Source organism: Eubacterium sp. AF15-50, assembly GCF_934835595.1.
GTDB classification, from domain to species: domain Bacteria; phylum Bacillota; class Clostridia; order Lachnospirales; family Lachnospiraceae; genus Eubacterium_G; species Eubacterium_G segne.
Map to the genome: position 1 here is coordinate 26,377 of NZ_CAKVZL010000003.1, position 24,270 is coordinate 50,646.

Annotated in this window: 17 protein-coding genes; 15 read left to right on the forward strand and 2 right to left on the reverse strand. The window is 36.0% G+C overall.

Annotated elements, in window-relative coordinates:
• The first annotated feature begins 8 nt into the window (after positions 1-8).
• The 6 genes from Q5O73_RS00840 to Q5O73_RS00865 all read left to right on the forward strand — a co-directional run bounded on the left by Q5O73_RS00840 (position 9) and on the right by Q5O73_RS00865 (position 10,229).
• Positions 9-692, forward strand: a complete 684-nt coding sequence (locus Q5O73_RS00840; RefSeq protein ID WP_302668829.1) for a response regulator transcription factor — start codon at positions 9-11, stop codon at positions 690-692.
• Positions 686-1,645, forward strand: a complete 960-nt coding sequence (locus tag Q5O73_RS00845) for a HAMP domain-containing sensor histidine kinase (protein ID WP_302668830.1) — start codon at positions 686-688, stop codon at positions 1,643-1,645. The genes Q5O73_RS00840 and Q5O73_RS00845 overlap by 7 nt, the downstream gene beginning before the upstream one ends.
• A gap of 127 nt (positions 1,646-1,772) precedes the next feature.
• Positions 1,773-4,445, forward strand: a complete 2,673-nt coding sequence (locus Q5O73_RS00850) for a glycosyl hydrolase family 18 protein (protein WP_302668831.1) — start codon at positions 1,773-1,775, stop codon at positions 4,443-4,445.
• Between the two features lie 422 nt (positions 4,446-4,867).
• Positions 4,868-5,635: an ABC transporter ATP-binding protein gene (locus Q5O73_RS00855; RefSeq protein WP_118589676.1), complete on the forward strand. Its 768-nt coding sequence runs from the start codon at positions 4,868-4,870 to the stop codon at positions 5,633-5,635.
• Positions 5,628-7,646: an ABC transporter permease gene (locus Q5O73_RS00860; protein WP_302668832.1), complete on the forward strand. Its 2,019-nt coding sequence runs from the start codon at positions 5,628-5,630 to the stop codon at positions 7,644-7,646. The genes Q5O73_RS00855 and Q5O73_RS00860 overlap by 8 nt, the downstream gene beginning before the upstream one ends.
• A gap of 219 nt (positions 7,647-7,865) precedes the next feature.
• Positions 7,866-10,229 carry a cation-translocating P-type ATPase gene (locus tag Q5O73_RS00865; protein ID WP_302668833.1) on the forward strand — a complete coding sequence of 788 codons (2,364 nt, stop codon included), beginning with the start codon at positions 7,866-7,868 and terminating at the stop codon, positions 10,227-10,229.
• Positions 10,230-10,273: 44 nt separating this feature from the next.
• Here Q5O73_RS00865 and Q5O73_RS00870 read toward each other — a convergent pair whose 3' ends face one another.
• Positions 10,274-10,828, reverse strand: coding sequence for a TetR/AcrR family transcriptional regulator (locus Q5O73_RS00870; RefSeq protein WP_158576873.1), 555 nt, complete (start codon positions 10,826-10,828; stop codon positions 10,274-10,276).
• A gap of 122 nt (positions 10,829-10,950) precedes the next feature.
• Between Q5O73_RS00870 and Q5O73_RS00875 the strand changes: the two genes are divergently transcribed.
• The 6 genes from Q5O73_RS00875 (at position 10,951) to Q5O73_RS00900 (ending at position 20,150) form a co-directional block, all read left to right on the forward strand.
• Positions 10,951-11,796: a DegV family protein gene (locus Q5O73_RS00875; RefSeq protein WP_021952514.1), complete on the forward strand. Its 846-nt coding sequence runs from the start codon at positions 10,951-10,953 to the stop codon at positions 11,794-11,796.
• 410 nt (positions 11,797-12,206) lie between these two features.
• A complete protein-coding gene (locus Q5O73_RS00880) occupies positions 12,207-13,634 on the forward strand; it encodes an ABC transporter substrate-binding protein (RefSeq protein WP_302668834.1) in 1,428 nt (475 codons plus the stop codon).
• A 145-nt stretch (positions 13,635-13,779) separates the two neighbouring features.
• Positions 13,780-14,691 carry a carbohydrate ABC transporter permease gene (locus tag Q5O73_RS00885; RefSeq protein ID WP_021952812.1) on the forward strand — a complete coding sequence of 304 codons (912 nt, stop codon included), beginning with the start codon at positions 13,780-13,782 and terminating at the stop codon, positions 14,689-14,691.
• An 11-nt stretch (positions 14,692-14,702) separates the two neighbouring features.
• Entirely contained in the window at positions 14,703-15,581 is an 879-nt protein-coding gene (locus Q5O73_RS00890) for a carbohydrate ABC transporter permease (protein ID WP_021952813.1), read from the forward strand.
• Positions 15,582-15,667: 86 nt separating this feature from the next.
• Complete coding sequence (locus Q5O73_RS00895; protein ID WP_302624057.1) at positions 15,668-17,965, forward strand: glycoside hydrolase family 65 protein; 2,298 nt, start codon at positions 15,668-15,670, stop codon at positions 17,963-17,965.
• Between the two features lies 1 nt (position 17,966).
• On the forward strand, positions 17,967-20,150 hold the full coding sequence (locus Q5O73_RS00900; protein WP_302668835.1) for a glycosyl hydrolase family 65 protein: 2,184 nt from the start codon (positions 17,967-17,969) through the stop codon (positions 20,148-20,150).
• Positions 20,151-20,195: 45 nt separating this feature from the next.
• On the opposite strand, the gene Q5O73_RS00905 is transcribed toward Q5O73_RS00900, so the two are convergent.
• Complete coding sequence (locus tag Q5O73_RS00905; protein WP_021952816.1) at positions 20,196-21,209, reverse strand: LacI family DNA-binding transcriptional regulator; 1,014 nt, start codon at positions 21,207-21,209, stop codon at positions 20,196-20,198.
• Between the two features lie 165 nt (positions 21,210-21,374).
• Here Q5O73_RS00905 and pgmB point away from each other — a divergent pair, with 165 nt between their 5' ends.
• The 3 genes from pgmB to Q5O73_RS00920 are packed head-to-tail and all read left to right on the forward strand — an operon-like array spanning position 21,375 to position 24,251.
• Positions 21,375-22,019, forward strand: coding sequence for a beta-phosphoglucomutase (gene pgmB, locus Q5O73_RS00910; RefSeq protein WP_021952817.1), 645 nt, complete (start codon positions 21,375-21,377; stop codon positions 22,017-22,019).
• Positions 22,013-23,620: a glycosyl hydrolase family 28 protein gene (locus tag Q5O73_RS00915; RefSeq protein WP_302628641.1), complete on the forward strand. Its 1,608-nt coding sequence runs from the start codon at positions 22,013-22,015 to the stop codon at positions 23,618-23,620. The genes pgmB and Q5O73_RS00915 overlap by 7 nt, the downstream gene beginning before the upstream one ends.
• A 10-nt stretch (positions 23,621-23,630) precedes the next feature.
• A complete protein-coding gene (locus Q5O73_RS00920) occupies positions 23,631-24,251 on the forward strand; it encodes a discoidin domain-containing protein (RefSeq protein ID WP_302628642.1) in 621 nt (206 codons plus the stop codon).
• The last annotated feature ends 19 nt before the right edge of the window (positions 24,252-24,270 follow it).

Here is a 24,270-nt window from a genome sequence, read left to right on the forward strand (position 1 = left end):
GCAGATATATGACAGAAAATAAATACAATATAATGATAGTGGAAGATGATAATACCATAGCGGAAAAAATAAAAAGTCATTTGGAAAAATGGGCATACAATGTTTATATAGCAAAAGATTTTGGAAATGTATTAAAGGAAGTATCTGATTTCCAGCCGGATTTAATTTTGTTAGATATAACCCTGCCATATTTTAATGGATTTTACTGGTGCGGGGAAATACGGAAAATGTTCAAAATTCCCATTATTTTTATATCTTCTGCCGATGACAGTATGAATATAGTTATGGCAATGAATATGGGCGGAGACGATTTCATATCAAAACCCTTTGACCTTACGGTACTTACTGCCAAAATATCGGCTCTTATCAGAAGAAGCTACTCTTATGCAGGTCAGCTTAATACCATAGAAAACAATGTGGTAATACTTAATCTTATGGACGGCACCTGTCTTTATAACGGAGAAAAAACTGAACTTTCAAAAAATGAATTTCAAATATTGGCGCTTCTTATGGAAAATTCAGGAAGCGTTGTAAGTCGTGACACCATTATGATGCATTTGTGGGACAGTGAAAATTTTATAGATGATAATACATTAACAGTGAATATAAACAGAATCAGAAAAAAACTAAAGGATATAGGATTAGATGATTTTGTAAAGACGAAAAAAGGGTTAGGTTACATGGTATGTTGATAAAATATTTAAAGGACAGAAAGTTAATATTTATTGCTATTTTATTCTGGATTGCCATATTTTCCGGCGTGTTTGCTTTATGCGGAATAGAGTTTAAGTATGTATGGTATCCCACAGTATTAGGGTGCATGGCTTTGGTTATTTGTCTTGTGGTTGATTTTGTTTGTTATTATAAAAAGTGTCGAAGTCTTACCATGGTAGAAAATAGTATTGATGTAACATTGGATAATTTGCCTAAAACCTCAAATCAGATTGAGAAAATGTACACAGAGCTTCTTAAATTACTGACTAATGAAAAAAACGAAGAAATAAATAATATTCTAAATTCAAAAAAAGAAACAATGGAATATGTTACATTGTGGTCACATCAGATAAAAACTCCCATTACCGCATTGCAGTTATTAGCTAACGACACTGATGAAGAAATCCGGATTGAAATTCTTAACCGGTTGTTTGAAATTGAACAATATCAGGATATGATGCTTCAATATCTGCGACTTGAAGGCGGCGGAAGTGACTATGTTCTGGCAGATTATAGTGTAAAAGATATGGTTAATCAGGCAGTGAAATACTTTGCCAGAATCTTTATTTCTAAAGGAATTTCAGTGAAAATACAGGTGGATGAAAGCAGGAAGGTTGTAACAGATGAAAAGTGGATGGTATTTGTCCTTAAACAGCTTATATCAAATGCCCTTAAGTATACTTCAAAAGGGGAAATATGTATATCCTTTGATAATGATGAACTTTTAATTAAGGACTCAGGCATTGGCATTGCAAAAGAGGATTTGCCAAGAATTTTTGACAGGGGATATACAGGTTACAACGGAAGAAAGGACAAAAAGGCTACAGGTCTTGGTTTGTATCTTACAAAACAGATTCTTGACCGGCTGAATCATAAGATAGAAATTGATTCTCAAATAGGTGTTGGAACTCGGGTTTTCATAAAATTTTAGAACAAAAAATTGTATATAATTGGTAATATTTAACATAATTGGCTACTTTTTAAATAGGTTTGACATATGGCTAAAACCCTTGCTAGAATGGACGAAAAGGCAAATTTTAAAGGAGGGAAAAGTCATAATGACAAGGAAAGCAAAGAGAATGCTTGCTAAATTTATGGCCCTTGTAATGGCAGTGACTGTGCTGTCATTTACAGGTGGATTTAGCAGTATGCAGTCTAGCGTGGTTTATGGAGCGGCTGCATGGAACAGCGAAACAATTTACACAGGGGGAGATGAAGTGGAATACAACGGAGCAATTTACAAATGTAAATGGTGGACTAAGGGGGACACACCTTCAAACGGAGGTCCTTGGGAGCTGGTTTCCGGGTCAACATCAGGGGGAGATACAGGTGATTTAGGAAGTCTTAAACCGGGAAAAGCAACAGTCACATTAGACCCACAAATTGGAACAAACGTAAATGGAGTTACACTTCCGTCTAATTATTACAACAAAAAGGTTGTGGGTTATTTTCCAAGCTACGCAATTACATCCCAGGCACATGAATATTTCAATATAGCAGATTTACAGTGGGATAAGCTTACTCATATTCAGTATGCTTTTGGTATTGTTAATAAAGATACATGTGAGCTGGAGGTAGGAGATCCGGAACATGACATTGAAAGTAAGTTTGAAGGCACAACCTTTAAACATGACGGACAGGTAATTAAGATGGATGACTCCCTTGGATACTACGGACAATTTAACATAATGCACACATTAAAGAAAATGCATCCTGATGTAACCGTTCTTATTTCAACAGGTGGCTGGGGAGCATCAGAAGGTCTTTGGTATGCCACACAAAATGAAGCGTCCATGAGAAAATTCAGTGCTTCGGCAGTTTCATTTATTAGAAAGTACGGTTTTGACGGCATTGATATTGACTTTGAGTTCCCGTCAGAAACCCCACAGTCAGGAAATTATACGGACTTTACTGAATCTATAAGATCGGGAATTGCAGACAGATACGCCCAGTTTATAAAAATACTTAGTGAAGATTTAGCTAAGGCATCAAAGGAAGACGGAACATATTATTGGCTTACATCTGCGGTAGCAGCATCATCATGGGTTCTTGGAGGGCAGACAAATTCAGCCTTTTTAGATTACTTGGATTTTGTATCAGTTATGTCCTATGACTTCCATGGTGGATGGAACAATTATGTAGAAAATCAGGCAAATCTTTACGCTGATCCGGCAGATACGGAAACAGCCCAGGTGGACGTTAAAACATTGGGATTTGACTGGGCTTACCGGTTTTACAGAGGAAAAGTTCAGTCTGAAAAGATTTTAATGGGAGTTCCTTATTATACAAGAGGTTGGACAAATGTTTCCGGAGGAACCAACGGATTACACGGTTCGTCAGGTACACCTCTTACTAACAGCGTTGATAATCTTAACTTATGGTGCGATTTAGATGAAAGTGGAAAAGAAGTGGCAGCAGGTGCTAATCCCCTCTGGCATGTAATGAATCTTATGAAATCCAATTCAAACTATAAGCGTTACTGGGACGACGTAGGAAAGGTTCCTCATATCTGGAATGCACAAAATAACACATTCCTTACATTTGAAGACACAGAATCAGTACAGGAAAGAATAAATTATGTAAACAACAACAATTTAGGCGGTGTTCTCATATGGGTTATGCACGGAGATTATGATTATGACGAACAGCAGCAGAAATATGTAATAGGTGATACTCTTACATCCATGTTCCATGACCAGTTTAAGGCAAAGGGGGCATCAAAGGTATCATCAGATGTGGATTATACTAATGATACATTAAAGTTCAGTGTGGATTTTGGTGGAAAATACGATCATCCAAACTACACATACACAATAAAACTTACAAATAATGAATCTGTGGCATTTCCGGCAGGTTATACTTTAAGTTTTGATTTACCGAAATCCAGTAAATTTACCAGTGCATGGGGGGCAACGGCTACCACGGAAGATAAAGGTGACTTTACAACGGTAACCCTTACATCCACCAGTGCACTTTCACCGGGAGAGTCTGTAGAGTTTACAGGTATGTTAAAATGTTGCTTTTCAGGAGTTAAGAATTTTAAGGTAAACGGATATTCCATGTTAAGTGAGGTAAATAATGAAATAACCAGACTTAACAGAGCATATCTTACTGACAAAAACGGAGGTTCGTCGGAAATTCCAACTGAACCTGAAACAGAGGCACCTACACAGGCACCAACAGAAAAGCCTACGGAAGCACCTACACAGGCTCCTACAACAAAGCCGGACACAAAGGTTCAGACATCAGTTAAGGGCTACCAGATAAGCACTACAGTTGAAGGATACAGAGTTTTATATAATGTATCAGACAGTGACAATGAAGTGGTAAAAGCAGGTCTTATATATGGACTTTCAGATAAGGCGACGGAAAATGAAATGGTTGTGGGAAGTGGAAATCAGGCAGTTTACGACTATGCAGCAACCAATGCAGGATTACTTCCTAAAAGTGGTGATACATCACTTTATGCCATGACAATGGAATTTGTTAAAACAAAGGAATTTTATCAGGCAGGTATAATGGTAAGACCATATGTACAGTTAAAGAATGGAGAATATGTATACGGAGAGGTAGAATCTTTGAAGGTATATGACATAGCAGATTCTTTGTATCAGAAGGAGTTAATGCCAAATGAGGCAGCACATTCTTACCTTTATAACAATATTTTAAAGGTATCGGATTCTTCATATACAGAAAAACCATTTAATTATAAAAATATTCTTGTAAAATAGTGACTTCATAACATGATGTAACCAAATTACTTTATTATTACCCAATTTCCCCGGTTACATCACAATATAATACTTCTTTTATTTCGGGTGGAGCTTTAATATGACAAATATTAGGCTCCACCTTTTGTATATTACAAAAATGTAAGGTTAAAGGCAGGATTGTAAGGTGAAATTAAGGAAAATCCCAATTACTTATTGTATACTTGTAACATAAAGATTTGCAGATTTTTAAAAATAGGAGGAAACAAATGAACGAAGTTCATTTTCAGGAATGTTTCCGACGACTTGCCGCTGACCGAAGGGAGGGGGCGTTACAATTTATAGGAGGAAACAAATGAACGAAGTTCATTTTCAGGGATGTTTCCGACGACTTGCCGCTGACCGGAGGGAGGGGGCGTTACAATTTATAGGAGGTTAGTACCATGGAGGTATTAGAAGTAAATAATTTAAAAAAGATATATACAACAAGATTTGGAGGAAACAAGGTAGAGGCTTTGCATGATATAAACTTTTCAGTGGAACAGGGAGAATACGTTGCAATAATGGGAGAATCAGGCTCCGGAAAAACTACATTGCTTAACATTCTTGCAGCAGTAGACAGACCTACATCAGGAGATATATTTCTTAATGGCAAAAACACCACAGTAATCAAAGATGATATGCTGGCAAAATTCAGGAGAGAGCATTTAGGATTTGTATTTCAGGATTTTAATCTTTTAGATACTTTTTCTATTGAAGATAATATTTACCTGCCACTGGTACTTGCAGGAAAAGAATATAAGGATATGAAACAGGAGCTGGATGTAATTGCAGGAAAGTTGGGAATAAGTCATATACTTCACAAATACCCTTACGAAGTTTCAGGAGGACAAAAACAGAGAACGGCGGTGGCAAGGGCAATTATTACAAAACCGGACATCCTTTTGGCAGATGAACCTACAGGAGCACTGGATTCAAAATCCACAGGAGATTTATTAGATGTATTTGATAAGTTAAATTCCGACGGACAGACAATATTAATGGTAACTCACAGCGTAAGGGCCGCATCAAATGCCGGAAGGGTTTTGTTTATAAAAGATGGAGAAATATTCCATCAGATATATCGTGGAGCCATGACAAAGGATGAAATGTACAAAAAGATTTCCGACACTTTAACAGTGTTACTGGCAGGTGGTGATTTACATGAATAAAAAATTGTATTTTAGGCTTGCCCTTAGAAATGTAAAAAACAACAAAAGCACATTTCTACCTTTTTCAATTTCAACCTCAGCCATTATTGCCATGTTCTATATGCTATACAGCATATATGAGCAGGTAAATGAAAATATGTTTTCAGGTGCAGAGCAAATGAGAATTATATTAAATTTAGGTGTGTCGATTTGCGGAATATTTTCAGTGTTTGTTCTTATTTATACTAACGGATTTTTAATGAAAAGAAGAAGCAGGGAATTTGGACTATATAGTGTATTGGGAATGGAGAAAAAGCATATTACCAAAATAGTTTTCTGGGAAATAGTTATTGTGGCATTAGGATGTATTACCACAGGAATATTAGCAGGCATTGCATTATCCAAATTAATGTTTATGGTTTTGCTGAAAATATTAAATTTAAAAACGGATTTTGCCTTTGGGGTATATCCTAAGCCTGTATTGTTTACCATAATAGTTTTTGACTTAATATTTGCCATAGTTATATTTTTAAACAGCGTAAGAGTTCATAGATTAAAGCCTGTAGAGCTTATTAGAAATGAAAATGCCGGAGAAAGGGAACCTAAGGCAAAATGGCTTTTAGCTATATTAGGGCTGGTAACCCTGGCATTAGGCTATTACCTTGCTCTTACAGCTAAAAGCCCAATGGATGCCATGGGAAGGTTCTTTATGGCAGCTCTTTGTGTAATTATAGGAACCTATTTGCTGTTTATGAGCGTAAGCATTGCCTTTCTTAAAATATTAAAAAAGAATAAAAAATTCTATTATGATAAGAAACATTTTATTACAGTGTCAGGTATGATTTACCGTATGAAACAAAATGCCGCAGGTTTAGCAACCATATGTATATTAAGTACCTGCGTGCTGGTGGTTTTATCCACAACGGTTTCCTTATATGTAGGAATGGAAGATGTTTTAAGGGGACGCTTTCCAAAGGATGTTATGACTAATTATCTGTATTTAGAAGACAGTGACAGTTCTGAAGAACAGAAGGAAAATCACTATGATTACCAAAAGGTTCAGGATGCATGCCAAAGTCGTGCCGATGAATATAATGTGAAAATACAGGATGAGGATAAATATTATTCCATAGATGATATAGGAGCACTTCAAAATGGCAGATATTCAATGGAAAATATAAGTACCAATAATATGGTGAATTTTAAGGTGAAATTATTAGAGGATTATAATAGGGCAAACAGTGAGAATATCACCTTAAATTCAAATGAGGTTATAGTGTATTCATCAGATGCAGGTAGAATCAATTCTCAAAAATTAAGCATATGCAACAAGGAATACACAATAAAGAAAAAATTAGAAAAACTTCCTGTAGATGAAAAGGAGTTACAGTTATATGACACTCTCTACATTGTAGTTAAAGATATGGATGCAATGAAAGAAATCAGGGATGTTATTAATGAAAACACAAAGGATGATTTTGTATGCAACATAAAATATAACTATGAGTTTAATTTAGCAGGAGATTTTAAGGATAAGGAAGAATACTGTCAGGGGTTAAGGGATGTAATAAACCATACAGGGATAGCTCACACAGACGAAGTGGGAAGCATATATACAAGCAGACAAAATTTCTTCGGCTTGTACGGAAGCCTTTTCTTTATAGGTATATTTATTGGAACCATGTTTTTAATTACTACGGTAATGATAATATACTATAAGCAGTTGTCAGAAGGCTATCAGGACAGAAGGCGTTTTGAAATAATGAAAAAAGTGGGAATGGACGATAAGGAAACTAAATCCGTAATTAAAACTCAGATACTTATGGTGTTCTTTCTACCTATATTTATGGCAGTTATCCATATATGCTTTGCCTTTGACATAATCAGAAAAATGCTGGTAAGTTTAAACTTTAATAACACCCCGCTGTACATTGTATGCACGGTAATGGTTACTCTTGTATTTTTCATAGTATATGGAATTGTGTACACAATTACCGCAGGAACTTACTACAGGGTAATAAACAAGGGGTGAGTACCCAATAAGTATAAATTACTTTTGTGCAAATACAAAGGCAATTTATACTTTTAAAATTTGCATCATGGAATTAAGAAAAAACAGTAACATTTCATAAAAAGTTTACAAATAAAATCATAATACTAAAAAAGATTTTACATTTACAGGTTATACTGTAAAATATAGGTAACGTTGAATTGTAAAATACGGGATTTAGAAAAGTAAACGAGGACAAATATGAATATGTATGAAACAAATTGTGAAAAGGGATTAACCAAAAGTCAGGTTCAGGAAAGAATTGGCCGTGGACTTGTAAATACAGCTGTTGATTCCGTTGAAAAAACCACAAGAGAAATTATCATTGAAAATACATTCACATATTTTAATATGATTTTTGTGTTTTTGGCAGTGTTAGTATGTATAGCCGGTTCATTTAGAAGCTTAACCTTTTTGCCGGTTGTTATAGGAAACACGTTGATTGGAATATTTCAGGAAATAAGGGCAAGAAACGTTCTTGAAAAAATGAATATTTTAAATGCCCCATCCACTACAGTAATAAGAGACGGAGTGGAAATGGAGGTTGGCTCTCAGGAACTGGTTTTAGATGACATAGTTGTTTTCCATGGAGGTGAACAGATACCGGCAGATGCCATTGTGGTAAAGGGTGAGGTTTCCGTAAATGAATCCCTACTTACAGGAGAATCAGATGAACTTACCAAAACACCGGGAATGCATTTACTGTCGGGAAGTTTTATTGTGTCAGGGGAGTGTTACGCAAGACTGGAAAAAGTAGGGGAAGAATCCTATATTTCAAAGCTTACCCTTGAAGCTAAAAAAATGGGTAGTGGCGAGCAGTCAGAAATGATTAGGGATATTAACAAACTGGTAAAATGGGTTGGCATTATAATTATTCCTGTGGGAATCATTTTGTTTGCTCAGGGATTTGTGTTTAATAAGGAAGGTTTCAGTCAAAGCATAGTGTCTATGGTAGCAGCTGTTATAGGTATGATTCCTGAGGGATTATATCTTTTAACCACTGTGGCACTGGCAGTAAGCACCATACGACTTGCCAAGCAAAGGGTACTTCTTCATGACATGAAAAGTATAGAAACATTGGCAAGGGTAGATGTGTTATGTGTTGATAAAACAGGAACCATTACAGAAAATAAAATGACAGTTAATGACCTTGTTTATTCAGAAGAAATACCTAAGGAAGTGGCAGATAATCTTGAAACCATAATTAGTGATTTTGCCTCTAATATGACTTCTGATAATATAACAATGGAAGCTATAAAGGAACGTTTTAAGGATGTCAGTGGAAGAAGTGCAGTAAGCAAAACATCATTTTCATCAAAGGTTAAGTATTGTAGTGTGACTTATTCTGATGAATGTTATGTATTAGGTGCCCCTGAAATGGTTCTTAGGGAGGATTACGAATTTTATGCTGACAGCATAGGGGAATATACCAATAAAGGATACAGAGTTCTTGCCTTTGGTAAATATTTAGGAAAGGCTGACGGAAATCCTCTTATTGAAAAGGTTATTCCTTATGGTTTTATAACATTATCCAATGCAGTCCGTGAAAAGGCACCTGACACATTCAGGTATTTTGAAAAGCAGGGGGTTAATGTTAAGGTTATTTCAGGAGATAATCCGGCTACAGTTTCTGAAGTGGCAAGACAGGCAAAAATTTCAGGAGCAGAAAATTATGTGGATGCCACATCTCTTGCAACAGATGAGGATATAGAAAAGTCAGTACAAAAATACACTGTATTTGGACGTGTAACACCAAAGCAAAAACAGAAAATAGTTAAGGCACTGCAAGGTCAGGGACACACCGTGGCAATGACTGGAGATGGCGTAAATGATATTTTGGCAATGAAGGATGCAGATTGCAGTGTGGCAATGGCGTCAGGTAGCGAGGCAGCAGCTCAGGCATCTCAGGTGGTATTGCTAGAGTCGGATTTTTCCTGTATGCCATCAGTAGTTTTAGAAGGAAGACGTGTTGTAAATAACATACAGCGTTCAGCCAGTCTGTTTTTGGTAAAAAACATATTTTCCTTCCTTATGTCAATATTCTCGGCGGTATTTATGATGACTTATCCTCTAGAACCGTCTCAGATATCATTAATCAGTGGATTTACAATAGGTATTCCGGCATTTTTCCTTGCCATGGAGCCTAACAAAAGCCGAATCAAAGGAAAGTTTATTATTAATGTCTTCCTAAGAGCATTGCCGGCAGGACTTACGGATTTAATAGCTGTAGGTGCCATAGTGTGGTGCGGAAAGGTATTCGGTCTGTCTTCGGCAGAAGTGGCAACAGCGGCAACAATGCTGTTATGCATGATTGGCTTTATGGTATTATTTAAGATAAGCGAACCAATGAACAAATACAGAGCTATTGTTCTTGTAGGAAGTCTTATTGCATTACTGATATGTGGAATATTCTTTAATGACTTATTTGCGTTAAGTGGAATGTCTGCCAGCTGTATATTGCTGTTTATCATGTTCTCCTTTGCGTCAGAATCAATGTTTAGATGGCTGACACTTTTAGTTAAGAAAATGAAAAATTTTAAATTCGTAAGAAGATTAGTGGAATAAAAAAATCCCGGGCAGATAAATAAACTGTCCGGGACTTTAAAGTTTTATGTTAAAGATAGATTATTACGTTTGATAAGTGAGATAACAATGTCTACTATTTCATCCACCGATTCGGATTTTCCCAATTCTTCCCATTTAAGAAAGGTATTTAAAAGGGCACCGGCATAAAAATATAGTTCGTAAACGGAACCGTTGTATTCAGGATAAACATATTTAAGCATAAAATCATTTAAGGCTTCCACTATTATATAATATTGTCTTGCATCAGACATAGTAAGGAGAAAATCGGCATATTTATCAAAAAACAAAATGGCATCTTTAATATGGGATTTGTCCTGAAATTCACTCATGGTAAAATGATTACCCGTGGTTTCAAGATAACCGGCAATTATTTCCTGCATATAATCTTTTATAACATCATTTTTGGTATGATAATATTTATAAAAGGTCATTCTGGAAACTCCGGCTTTTTTTACAATATCAGATACTGTAATATGTTCAAAATCTCCTGATTTAAGTAATTCCGTTATTGCCTGACCTATACATTGTCTTGTAAAAAGATTTCTTTTTGTAAAATTACTAAAAGGTAAATACTTCATAAAAATCTCCATATCAAAATAAGTTTACACTTAATGTGCTTTTGTAAATTGTATCACATAATAAATAGTTATACAATAACAAGTAGTAATAAAAACTACATATGTAGCAAAGGAGATAAGAAATGAAGTATGGCATAATTGTTGATTCAGGGTGTGATTTAAGAGTATTGGATAATTCCACTGAATCGGATATTTACTATAAGAGAATACCTCTTACCCTAAGAGTAGGAGAAAAAGAATATATAGATGATGAAAATTTGGATATTGAAGAGTTTATGAAGGATATGAAAGGATATCACGGAAAAACCAGTAGTGCTGCACCGGCACCTCAGGAATGGTACGATGGATTTATGATGGCAGATGAGATTTTTGCCATTGCCCTTACAAGTGAATTGTCAGGAAGCTATAACAGTGCCATGGTAGCCAAAAAGATGGCGAATGAAAAGTACCCTCACAAGAAAATTCATGTAATAGATTCAAAATCGGCAGGCCCGGGTCTGGCAATGATTGCCATTAAGCTAAAGGAAATATTAGACAGTGACGTGGAATTTGACAAAGCAGTGGAAATGATAGAAGTCTATAGGGATAAAACAAAGCTTTTATTTGTATTGGAAACTCTTGATAATCTTATGAAAAACGGCAGGGTAAGCAGAATACAGGGAAGCATGGCAGGAATTTTAGGAATAAAGATACTGTGCGGAGCCAGTGACCATGGCACTATAGATGTCTTAAAAAAATGTAGGGGAAAGCTAAGTGCTTATGATAATCTCATAAAGGAAATGGGAAATAAAGGATATAACAGTGGAAAAGTTATAATAAGTCATTGTTTTAACAATGAAAAATCAGATTATATAAGAAGTAAAATAGAAAATATATATCGGAATGCCTCGATAGAAAAAATAAGTGCAGGTGGTTTGTGCAGCTATTATGCAGAATATGGTGGAGTTATGGTGGCATTTGAGGGATAAAAGTGTACAAAAGGAAGAAAACAGTGGGTTAAATCTCATAATCTAAGGTGTTTTCTTCCTTTTTTGTACCTTTTTAACATAAGAAATTGTGTATTTTGTATATACTCATAAAATATAAAAAATAGTTGAAAAGAGATAAAAAAGGATTTTTGGACAAAATGCACAATTTTGTAAACGTTTTTATGCAATTTAGAACACATTTATTTGTGTATTTTATTTCTAATGGTAATATTGACATATAAATCCATAAATGTTATCATTAGTTTAACGTTAAACGCATAAACTAATATAACGATTTCGTTAGAAAGTGTTCTAAAGGAGGAATTGTTAAGAGGGTGCCTTACACAAGGCAAATGTGTAGTTGAACGATAAACTAAACTAATTAAATTAATCAGATGGGAGGATCAGAAATGAGAAAAAAGAGATTATTAAGTTTAGCACTCGTTGCAGCTCTTTCAGTTACAATGTTAGCTGGCTGTGGCGGAAAGAAATCAACAGAATCTGAAACTAACAAAGATGGTTCAGATAAGGTTAAAATCACATTAGGTATTTGGCCAGGTGAGGATTTAGCAGAAAACATTCCTACATTTGAAGGATACCAGAAGACAATGCAGAAGTTACATCCAAACGTAACTTGTGACCCAACACCTTATACATATGCTACAGATACATTCGTATCATTAGCACAGTCAGGCAACTGCCCAACAATCTTCGAATCATGGTTCACAGAGCCACAGAAGTTAATTAAGCAGGGACTTATCGCAGATGTAACAGATGAGTTAAAGAAACGTGGATGGCTTGATGATATGAACGATAACATCAAGGGACTTTTATCAGATTCAGACGGAAAAGTTTACGGTGTTCCTAGAGATGCTTACGGCTTAGGACTTATGTGCAACGTAGAACTTTTTGAAAAAGCAGGTTTAGTAGATGAAAACGGAGTTCCAAAATTCCCTAAGACATTTGATGAATTAGCAGAAACAGCTAAGAAAATCAAGGAAAAGACAGGCGCTGCAGGACTTTGCTTACTTGCAAAGGACAACTCAGGTGGATGGCATTTCTCAAACATCGCTTGGAACTTTGGTGCTAAGTTAGTAACAGATAACGGTGATGGAACATATACATCAAACCTTAACTCAAAAGAAGCAGTTGCGGCTATGCAGTATGTAAGTGATCTTAAGTGGAAATATGATGTATTAACAGCTGACCCGACAGCAGAAGATTGGGGAACAGGTTTCCAGCAGTTAGGAACAGGCGGAGCAGCTATGTATATCGCAGCTAACGATGCTGTAGCTCAGCCAACACAGACAAACGGACTTGACGTTAAAAAATTAGCATTAGGCGCTATGCCGGCAGGAACAAACGGAGATCAGTATTCATTAACAGGTGGTACACCTTACATGTTCTCTAAAGATGCTACACCAGAACAGATTAGTGCAGCATTTGACTTCCTTGAAGTTATGGGTAAAGCTCCAGAAGCTAATGACACAACAATTAAGGGTATGGAAGCTGATGCAGCTAACCGTAAACAGAATGGTGTTCCTGTAATCCAGACATTCCCATGCTGGACAAACAAGGAATATGTTGATGCAAACAACAAAGTTGTAGAAGAATACTCAAACGTTGATACAGCAATGTTCCAGCAGTTCTTCGATGCAGTTAACAAAGAAGGTAACCTTCATACAGAAGAACCTGGTGATGCACAGGAAATGTATGCACAGCTTACAAACGTTCTTCAGGCAGTTATCACAAACAAAGATGCTGACATCCAGAAACTTATGGACACAGCTAATTCAAACTACCAGAAGACATTAGACAGCGAATTCAAGAAGAACTAATTGTCTAAGTTATATAGAAACTAATAGTGTTATTTAAAAACTAACGGGCAGGTGAACAACACTGTTCACCTGCCTTTACTAAAAATAGACGAAGGGCGTACCCCGTCCCGTAGTGTAATAAACTTATTTTAGGAGGGGTTTTTCATTGAGCAAAAAGAGAAGTAATAAGGGTTATGCGGTTCCGAAAAAGAAATTTGGAAAATCAGATATAATGGGTTGGCTCATTATGATTCCAACACTTGTCCTTTTCACATTCTTTGTATGGGAACCATTGATTGAAAGTATAAGATTATCGCTACATTCAGCGAGAGGAGTAGAAATACAGGAATTTGTAGGGTTACAAAACTATATTGATGTATTTAATGATGTAAGTTTTAATGCTGCATTTGCTAATACATTCAAGTACATCGGATGGTCATTAGTCATCGGATTTGTAGTACCAATTATTTTGGCTATATTCATCAGTGAGACAATAAGAGGAAAGAGCTTTTTCAGATTTGCAGTATACTTCCCGAACATGGTTCCGGGTATGGCTGTATCACTTCTTTGGGTTTATTTCTTCAAACCGGGTCCTACTGGTGTTCTGAATATATTGTTAGGAAAGTGTGGTATAGCACCAAGTGTGTGGTTGAACAACGCGGCATTAACTATTCCACTTATCGTAATTGCATTAACATGGAAGGGAGCAGGTTCTACAGCACTTATTTACATGGCGGGTATTAGTGGAATCAATCCTGAATATTATGAAGCAGCAGCAATTGACGGAGCAGGAATTTGGAGAAGAATTTTCCATATTACAGTTCCTTGCATATTAAATCTTGGAAGAACAATGTTGATTCTTCAGGTAATATCAGTGTTCCAGATATTGTACGAGCCGTTAGTATTGACCAACGGTGGACCAAACAATGCAAGTTTGTCCATTATGCTTTTAGTATATAAGTATGCATTTACTAAGTACGATTATCCAAAGGCAGCAGCACTTTCAGTTATTATTTGTGTAGTTCTTATTTTGTTAAGTGGATTATATATGAAACTTACAAAATCAAAAGATGAGTAGGAGGTGCGGTAATGTTTTTTAAGAAATATATGGACAAAACAGACGGAGCTATCAGAGGCTTCGATGTTAAGTCAAAAAGAGTTAAGATTATTTGCCTTCTTATAGTTTTAGTATGTTTAATATTCTCAGTAATAGCTATTTATCCGGCGTTCTGGGTAATGGTTTCGGGTTTTAAGGATATTAAAGAATTTACTACAGAGGCAACACTGTTCCCTAAAGTTTTTGATTTTAGCGGATTTAAGTATACATGGGATAAGTTAAACTTTGCAGTATACTACAAAAACTCACTTATCATGGTAGTTGGATGTGTTTTATGCGCAATCTTCTTTAACGGATTGTTAGCATATGCACTTGCTATCCTTAAACCAAAGGGACATAAAGTTATTAACGGACTTGTAATGTGGAGTCTTCTTATTCCTACAACAACAAGTATCGTAGCTTTATTCGTAAACATTAACAGATTAGGCCTTACAGGAACATTTATTCCACTTTGGCTTTCATATGGCGCAAATGCCTTTTGGGTAGTTCTTTTCAAGGAATTCTTTGAAGGACTGCCAAAAGAACTGATAGAGGCAGCAAAGATTGACGGATGTAATATATTCCAGATTTTCTATAAGATTGTGTTACCTTTATCAAAACCGATTATTATGGTTATAATAATCTTCTCAGTAACAGCTGCATGGTCAGACTTCCTGTTACCATATTTAGTACTTAACGGTTCAGGAAATGAAACGGTTATGGTTAAGCTTTACGCTTACTCAGCAGCTCATACAACACAGATAGATATGATCAGAGCAATATTCTTCTCAATTATTCCTCCGACAATTATCTTCTTGTTGTTCCAGAAGCAAATTACAGATGGTGCCGCTGGCGGTGCTGTCAAAGGTTAGAATATATATAGTGTGCTGTCGGCATTTCCTCCTTTATGCCGACTAGCAGACTATAACTGTATTTAAAGAAAAAATGGAGTGGAATTATGGCAAAAGTAGCAGATAAATATTTTAAAGCAGACGAATGGAAAGTAATTGAAGAAGGATTCAATCCGGATTACGGAGAAGTTTCAGAATCTATATTTTCTCTTGGAAATGAATACTTAGGAGCAAGAGGATATTTTGATGAAGGATATTCAGGAAGCAAACTTATTGGAAGTTATTTCAACGGAATATATGAAATGACAAAACCTGAATATGGTCATTATAAGGGAATAGCAGATTTTACTGAATTTATGGTAAACTCAGTAGACTGGTTATATACAAGAATTGAAATTGATGGGGAACAGTTAGATTTAGCCACATCAGAATTTGAAGATTTTGTTAGGGAAATTGATATGAAGACAGGCATTCTTACAAGAAGCTTTGTTTGGAAAACAAAATCAGGAAAGAGACTTGCAGTTAAATTTGAAAGATTTGTTTCAATGACTCAGGTTAAGAGAACAACACAGAAAATTACTATTAAACCAATTGGATTTAGTGGAGAAATATATATAACATCAGGTCTTGATTTCTCACAGATACATAGAAATGAAAGAAAGAATTTATGGGATTGCAAGCCTGGAACAATAGAAAAGGGCGAAGATATTTTTATGGGTATTGACGGAACTACTATCAATACCAAATTAAAGGTATATTCAAGCTGCAAAGTTAATGCAGAATATGAAAGCCTTGAAGAAGTTAACGAAGAGAAAATTGTCGCAGTTAAGTTAAAAGCTAATCTTGAGGATGGTAAGGATTATGTTCTTACTAAGGTTACAAATAATGTCACATTAAGAGATGACGGAGATTTGGCTGTATATGATAAAGAAGTTGAGGCTGTAAAATCTGAAACAGAAACTGTATGCACATTGTATGACAAGTTAGAAAAAGAAAATATTGACTGGTGGAAGAAAGTATGGGACAGCTCAGATATAACTATAGCAAATGATCCTGAAAACCAGCAGGGTATCCGTTTCTGTATTTTCCAGATGTATCAGACATATCATGGTGCAGTGGAAGGTACTAATATTGGAGCAAAAGGCTTAACAGGTGAAGCTTATAATGGTAATGCTTTCTGGGATACAGAAACATATTGTTTGCCATTCTTTATATTCAACAATCAGGAAGCAGCAAGAAACTTACTTTATTTCCGTTATAAAACATTGGATGAAGCAAGAAAGAGAGCAGAAGTTCTTGATTGTAAGGGAGCTTTCTATCCAATCGCTACTATTAGTGGTAGAGAGTGCTGTAATTTATGGCAGCATGCAAGCTTACAGCTTCAGGCATCTACAGCAGTAGCTTACGGTGTATGGTTCTATGAAAAGATGTTTGATGACAAGGATTTCCTTAAGAAATACGGACTTGAAATGCTCATTGAAATCTCAAGAATGCTTGCTACAAGAGGTGATTTCAACAGAGAAGGGAAATATGGTTACTATTGTGTAATGGGACCTGATGAATTCCAAATGATGGTACATAACAACTCATACACAAACTATATGGCAAAATTCACATTGGAATACACTCTTGACAAAATAAATGAAATCAAGTCAGAAGATCCGGATGCTTACAAGAAGGTTGCTGAGAAGGTAGCTTTTGATGAAAGCGAAATGGATACATGGAAGAACATTAAGGATAATATGATTTTGCTTTATGATGATAAAACAAAATTGTTTGAACAGCATGATGGTTTCTTTAAATTACCACACTTAGATGTTGATTCAATTCCAATTAGTGACTTCCCATTATATGACAACTGGTCATATGATAGAATTTACAGAAATGATATGATTAAACAGCCTGACGTATTAATGTTTATGTTGTTGTTTATTTCAAAGTTCTCACAGGAACAGTTAAAGGCAAACTATGAGTATTATGAACCATGTTGTATACATGAAAGCTCATTATCACCTTCAGTACATTCAATTTTGGCGTCACAGCTTAAGAAGGATGATGAGGCATATGATTTCTTTGGATTTGCAACAAGATTAGATTTAGACAACTACAACAGAAACACAAATCAGGGAATCCATACAACAAGTATTGCGGCAGCATGGATGAATATTGTATACGGTTTCGGTGGACTTAGAAGTGACGGCGAAAAGTTAAGCGTTGCACCATCAATTCCAAAGAACTGGGGCGGATATTCATTTAACATCAGCTACAAGGGTGTTGTAATTGAAATTAAGGTAGACAAGGAAAATGTATACATTAAGACAAAGGGCGACGGCGTTGTTGAACTTAATGTATATGGCAAAGATGTTGAAATAAATAGCGAAGGCTATAAGTGTGAAGTAGAATAAAATGATTGATTGGAAATTAAAAGAAGAAGGATTTGACAAAGAAAAAATATCGTACCTGGGAAATAAGTTTTTAATAGGTAACGGATATATGGGAGTAAGAGGAACCCTTGCTGAATATGGTAAGGAAAATCTCGCAGCCATCAACCTTGCCGGTATTTATGATAAGGTGGGAGATGGCTGGAGGGAGCCTCTTAACGCTCCAAATGGTTTTTATACATATCTCGTTGTTGACGGTGAAGTTTTAAAATTACCTGATGTTAATCCGGAAGTTCATTACACAGAACTTGATTACAGAAATGGTATTTTCACCAGACATTCAGAATGGGATACGGCAAGAGGAAAAATCACCTTTGACATCGAAAGATTTGTCAGCATGAGTGATGTACATTTAGGTGTAATGAAGTTTAAGGTTACTGCTGATTTTCATGCTGATGTAGAAGTTGTGTACGGTATAGACGGTGATGTGTGGGATATCAACGGACCACATTATGACAAACTTGAATATATCGAAAATGATGTTATCGGCATTATTGGAACAACTCACGAAAAAGGATATAAAGTAGCTGTATGTGGTGGAGATAAGACAAGTTTCCCTTGCGAAAAGAAGATTAATGTTCATGATAAGAAGGTTCTTAAGAGCATTAATTTTGTAACAGATATTAACAAAGAATATGTTATAGAGCGTTTCTTTGGAGTATATACAAGTAAGGATTGCGAAAATTGTGTTGAGGAAGCATCAAAAGAAGTGACTGTAGCTTTAAGAAACGGTTATGAAGATGCCATAGAGAAGCACAAGGATAAATGGAACAGTCTTTGGGAAAACTCACAGGTAATTGTAGAAGGTGATGATAAGGCAATGGAAGCTCTTAATTATTCACTTTATCATTTACATTGTATAGCTCCAAGACACACTGACAGCCTTTCGATAGCTGCAAGAGGACTTTCAGGACAGACATATAAGGGAGCTGTTTTCTGGGATACGGAAATGTTTATTTTGGATTTCTTCCTTATGACAGAGCCTAAGGTTGCAAAGAGCCTTATGAAGTACAGAATAGATTCTCTTAGCGGTGCAAAGGAAAAGGCAAAGAGCTATGGCTTAGATGGTGCCTTTTATGCATGGGAAAGTCAGGAAGGCGGATTTGACGCATGTTCTGATTACAATGTTGTAGATGTATTTACAAAGCGTCCTATGAGAACATTTTTCAAGGATAAGCAGGTGCATATTTCATCAGCAGTTGTTTACGGTATTGGAAAATACTTAAAGACAACAGGAGATACATCTATTTTATCAGAAGGTGGTGCTCATACAATTATTGAATGTGCATTGTTCTACTACAGCCTTTTACTTAAGAGAGCTGTCAGGGACTACTATGAGATACATGATGTAATCGGACCTGATGAATATCATGAGAGAGTAAATAATAATGGTTACACAAACAGAATGGCAAAATATACCTTTGAAGAAGCTGTAAACGTTATTAATTTAAAGGATGAATTATCAGAAGAAGAGCAGGAAATCTTAAGTCAGTATGATTTAGATGACCTGAAAAATAAATTTACTGATGCTGCAGAGAATTTATTTATCCCTCAGCCAAACGAAAGTGGTGTTATACCACAGTTTGACGGATATTTTGATTTAGAAGATGCAAGCATTGATGAAGTAAGAAGTAGATTATTAGACCCTAAAGAATATTGGGGCGGTGCATATGGTGTAGCCAGCCATACCCAGGTAATCAAACAGGCAGATGTTGTTACATGGCTTAATATGTTCTCAAAGGAATTTGACTTAGATACAATGTTAAAGAATTTGGAATATTATGAGACAAGAACTGAACATGGTTCTTCTCTTAGCGCATGTATGTATGCATTGTTAGCATGCATGTGCAACAGACCTGATAAGGCATATGACTTCTTTATGAAGTCAGCTTCAGCAGATATAAAGCAGGGTGGTAAAGAATGGGCTGGTTTGGTTTATATCGGTGGAACACATCCGGCAGCCGCAGGAGGTGCTTATATGGTAGCACTTCAGGGATTTGGAGGCTTAAGCTTTGATGGAGATGAAATCATTGTAAAACCAAATCTTCCGGAAAGCTGGAACAGATTATGCTTCAGAGTTAATTACAATAATAGATTATATGAGATTGATATTAACGAAGCAGGAGTCACAAAAAAAGAATTAAGTTAATAAAAAAGCATTAGAGGTTTTATAACCTCTAATGCTATTGGATGATTAGGAGATAGTCCTAACACTGTTACGTTCCGTGATAGATGTGTGAAGTAAAACTTCATATTGTTTTGGTTTCTTATGTTCAAGAAGCTGTAGCATGAAGTCCACTGCTATACGACCTTTAAGGTCCATGTCCTGATGGATGGATGTAAGTGGTGGCTCGATGATGTTGCAAATGCTTAAATCATCGAAACCAACGACGGATACCTGTTCAGGAATTTTGATTTTAAGCTTATGGAGGTTAGCAATAATGCTACCGGCAAGGGTATCGGCAGTTGTAACAACACCTGTTATCTCAGGATGAGATGCCAAGGTTTTTGCAATTGCACGGGTTCCTTTTAAGTCCATGCCACACTCGAATACCAGTGATTCATCAAATGGAATACCGGCTTCGGTAAGGGCTGCCTTATAACCAAGGAAACGTTCCATAAGAACACCACCGTCTTTTATGTGAAGTGAAGCAAAGGCAATCTTTTTATGACCGTTTTGAATGAGATACTTAGTGGATGAATTACTTCCACCAAAGTCATCAAGACCTACATTACAGATTCCTTTGTGATGTACATAACTATCAACTAAAACGATTGGTATTTTTAAAGTGCTGATTTCATCAAAGAATTCATCCTTAAAAATACCTGCAAGGAAGAGACCATCAATATCCCATGTGTGGAGAAAAGCCTGAAGCTGTTCGGCAGTTTCAACGGTGCGAAGCATGAGATAATATCCGTTTTCACGGAGAACATGTTCTAATATTCCAATAAACTTTGAGAGGAATGGGTCTTCCATAAAATTAGAGCCTTTATCAGTTACTACATGGTTTACGAAACCAATAACTTTTGAGGATCTTGAAACAAGAGAACGGGCAGACATATTTGGGACATACCCAAGTTCTTCAATAGCTGTGTTAATTCTGGCAACAGTGTCGGCTGAAACGCGACCGGCTTTGCCATTAATAACATTTGATACGGTTGTTGGGCTTACCCCTACAACCTGGGCAATATCTTTTATTGTAACCATAGTTTATCTAAGTCCTTTCTATAAAATAACGATATTTTACGTTTAACGTAAAACTATAAGTAAATTCTAGCATTAATAGAAGGATTTTAAAATAGTAAAAATTTATAATTTAGTATAGATTTTTTTTATAGTTATAACCAAAAAATGATATAAAAAGGAGGAAAAATGCAAGGAGTAATATTTGATTTAGACGGAGTGCTTGTTTCTACAGATGAATTACATTATCAGGCATGGAAAAAACTTGCAGATGAACTTGGAATCACAGATTTCAACAGAGAGGACAATGTAAGACAAAGAGGAGTAAGCAGAATGGCATCTCTTGAGGTTGTACTTGAAAAGGGTGACAAAGAATATTCTGAAGAAGAGAAAGTTGAGATGGCAGAAAGAAAGAATGACTATTACAAGGAAATGTTACAGTCATTAGATGACAGCGCAGTATTGCCTGGAGCGTTTGACACATTGAAAATGCTTAGAGATAGAGGTATACTTACAGCTGTTGGTTCTGCAAGTAAAAACGCACCATTAATACTTGAAAAGACAGGTTTATTACCACTTATTGACAAAATAAGCTGCGGACTTGATGTAACGAAGTCAAAACCTGATCCTGAAGTATTTTTAGTAGCTGCATCTAAGTTGGAACTTACACCGGAAAATTGCCTTGTAGTTGAAGATGCAAAAGCAGGAATTGATGCTGCAAAAGCAGGAGGCATGAAATCTCTTGGTGTAGGACCTTTCCATGAAGAACTTGGAGCAGACTTTCATTCAAGAACACTGGCAACAGTAGATAATTGGGAGGAAATATTATGCTAAAAGAGAACAATAGCACGGAAACAAAAACAGATAAGCCTATTGGCGGAAAAGCCGGATTTATAATAGGCTGCGTGATAATTTATTGGTTAGCACTTGGCATTGTATGGGGCTGTGTAAGCCTTCCGGGGGCAATTGATAAAATGTCACAGAAAAGTGAAATAAAGAACAGCAAAGTAGTTCTTTATGATGGACCTAAGTCATTAAAAGATGCAACAGCAGCTGATTTGTCAGTTGTATCAGAGGCAGAAAGAGATATGGCTTTAATGCATTGTACAGATACTAAGGTAACTGTAAACGGAAATGACTGCTATGTATATGATACAAACGTAAACAACACACATGCATGGGTTGGATCATATATGCCAAAATTATCAAGAACCCCAATAACATATTTTGATTTTGAAGGTACAGTTGAAATTACCGTAAAGGCTGAAAACATTGATATTAAGTCAGTAACAGTAAGACCACTTAAATATGATATTAAGCCTGAAATCAATACTAAGGATCATACAGTAACATTCCGTGTAAACACACCGGATACATATACTGTAGAATTTAACAACAGCACTCAGAGAGCAGTACATATTTTTGCTAATGAGTTAGAAAATCCTGAAGATATTCCTGATGCAAAGGATGATGATGTATTCTACATCGGACCTGGTGAATGGAATATTGAAAATATGGTATTATCAGATAACCAGACATTATACATTTCAGGTGGTGCTGTAGTTCATGGTATTGCAAATGCAAACTTTGCAAAGAATGTTACAGTTTGCGGACGTGGTATTATTGATAATTCAAACCTTGAAGGATGGAAGGGCAGATCAGCCAGCGTTCCACTTAAGTTTGATAACTGCCAGGATGTAACAATTGATGGTATCATTTCATTAAACTCAAATGCATGGTGCCTTCAGGTTTACAACACAATCGGTGCTGACATTAACAATGTTAAGATACTTACAGCAAGACCAAATGGCGACGGAATGTCAATCCAGTCAACAAAGAGTGCAAAAATCACAAACTCATTTGTTCGTGCATGGGATGATGCTTTAGTTGTAAAGAATTATGATGAAAACTCAGCAAACATCAGCTTCAAGAACATTCAGGTTTGGACAGATCTTGCACAGTCAATGGAAATTGGATATGAAACAAACAAAGGTCAGAACGAAAAATCAACAATTACAAATGTTTCATTTGAAGATATAACAATTTTACATAACTTCCATAAGCCGGCATTATCAATTCATAACGCCGATGATGCAGCTGTATCAGATATTAAATATAAGAACATTGTAGTAGAAGATGCAGAAATGGGAAGAGGAGACGGAACAACAGATCTTATCGATTTCTCAATTGTTAAGAATGATAACTGGTCTTCAACACAGGAAAGAGGAACAATTTCTAACGTAACTATTGATGGATTTAAGGTATTAGATGGTGCTAAGACTTTAATGGTTAAGTTCAAAGGTTATGATGCTGAACACAACATTTCAGATGTAACAATTAAGGGATTGAACATTAAGGGTGAAAGCATTACAAATGATTCAAAATGTGTAAGCATTGATGCTAATACAACATCAAATATCAAGATAGAAAAGTAGGAGGTGCCACATGAAGAAAAAAGGAATAATATTAATGGCAGTGCTTTTAGTAGTATTTGTCGGATTGGCTATAGCAGTTAAATCAGCTGATTCTTCTACAAAAATGGACAAAAAGAATCTAACTGTAGTTACAGCACCGGATCAGAAGGAAGCACAGGAAAATGAACAGTTCACAGTTCCTGAATATAAATCAGCAGAAGTAAAAGGTGAAAACGTTGCTTTAAAGGGTAAAGCAAGTGCAAACGGATACACAGATGTTTACACACCTGTTTACGCAAATGATGGTGATAGAGATACAACATCATATTGGGAAGGTGCAGGAAAAGGTGATGACGAAATCACAATTGATTTAAAGAAAGCCTACAATGTTCATACAGTAAGACTTGCAGTTAACCCGGCTACAATCTGGGGTGCAAGAAAGCAGACGCTTTCAATTAGCGTAAGTGAAGATGGAAAAGACTATAAAGAAATAGTTGCATCAAAGGAATATGAATTTGATCCTAAGGCAGGAAACGAAGTAACAATTCCGTTTGATGAAGTTAAGGCACAGTATGTTCGTGTAACAATTACAAAGAACACAGGTGCAAAGGGTGGACAGCTCGCAGAGTTCGAAATCTATTCTAATGATTAACTGGTATTAAAGTTAATAC

Excerpts from the sequence above, each read along its gene's own strand:
- Q5O73_RS00840 (WP_302668829.1), top strand. The coding sequence starts at position 9 with ATGACAGAAAATAAATACAATATAATGATAGTGGAAGATGATAATACC.
- Q5O73_RS00845 (WP_302668830.1), top strand. The coding sequence starts at position 686 with ATGTTGATAAAATATTTAAAGGACAGAAAGTTAATATTTATTGCTATT.
- Q5O73_RS00850 (WP_302668831.1), top strand. The coding sequence starts at position 1,773 with ATGACAAGGAAAGCAAAGAGAATGCTTGCTAAATTTATGGCCCTTGTA.
- Q5O73_RS00855 (WP_118589676.1), top strand. The coding sequence starts at position 4,868 with ATGGAGGTATTAGAAGTAAATAATTTAAAAAAGATATATACAACAAGA.
- Q5O73_RS00860 (WP_302668832.1), top strand. The coding sequence starts at position 5,628 with ATGAATAAAAAATTGTATTTTAGGCTTGCCCTTAGAAATGTAAAAAAC.
- Q5O73_RS00865 (WP_302668833.1), top strand. The coding sequence starts at position 7,866 with ATGAATATGTATGAAACAAATTGTGAAAAGGGATTAACCAAAAGTCAG.
- Q5O73_RS00870 (WP_158576873.1), bottom strand. The coding sequence starts at position 10,828 with ATGAAGTATTTACCTTTTAGTAATTTTACAAAAAGAAATCTTTTTACA.
- Q5O73_RS00875 (WP_021952514.1), top strand. The coding sequence starts at position 10,951 with ATGAAGTATGGCATAATTGTTGATTCAGGGTGTGATTTAAGAGTATTG.
- Q5O73_RS00880 (WP_302668834.1), top strand. The coding sequence starts at position 12,207 with ATGAGAAAAAAGAGATTATTAAGTTTAGCACTCGTTGCAGCTCTTTCA.
- Q5O73_RS00890 (WP_021952813.1), top strand. The coding sequence starts at position 14,703 with ATGTTTTTTAAGAAATATATGGACAAAACAGACGGAGCTATCAGAGGC.
- Q5O73_RS00895 (WP_302624057.1), top strand. The coding sequence starts at position 15,668 with ATGGCAAAAGTAGCAGATAAATATTTTAAAGCAGACGAATGGAAAGTA.
- Q5O73_RS00900 (WP_302668835.1), top strand. The coding sequence starts at position 17,967 with ATGATTGATTGGAAATTAAAAGAAGAAGGATTTGACAAAGAAAAAATA.
- Q5O73_RS00905 (WP_021952816.1), bottom strand. The coding sequence starts at position 21,209 with ATGGTTACAATAAAAGATATTGCCCAGGTTGTAGGGGTAAGCCCAACA.
- pgmB (WP_021952817.1), top strand. The coding sequence starts at position 21,375 with ATGCAAGGAGTAATATTTGATTTAGACGGAGTGCTTGTTTCTACAGAT.
- Q5O73_RS00915 (WP_302628641.1), top strand. The coding sequence starts at position 22,013 with ATGCTAAAAGAGAACAATAGCACGGAAACAAAAACAGATAAGCCTATT.
- Q5O73_RS00920 (WP_302628642.1), top strand. The coding sequence starts at position 23,631 with ATGAAGAAAAAAGGAATAATATTAATGGCAGTGCTTTTAGTAGTATTT.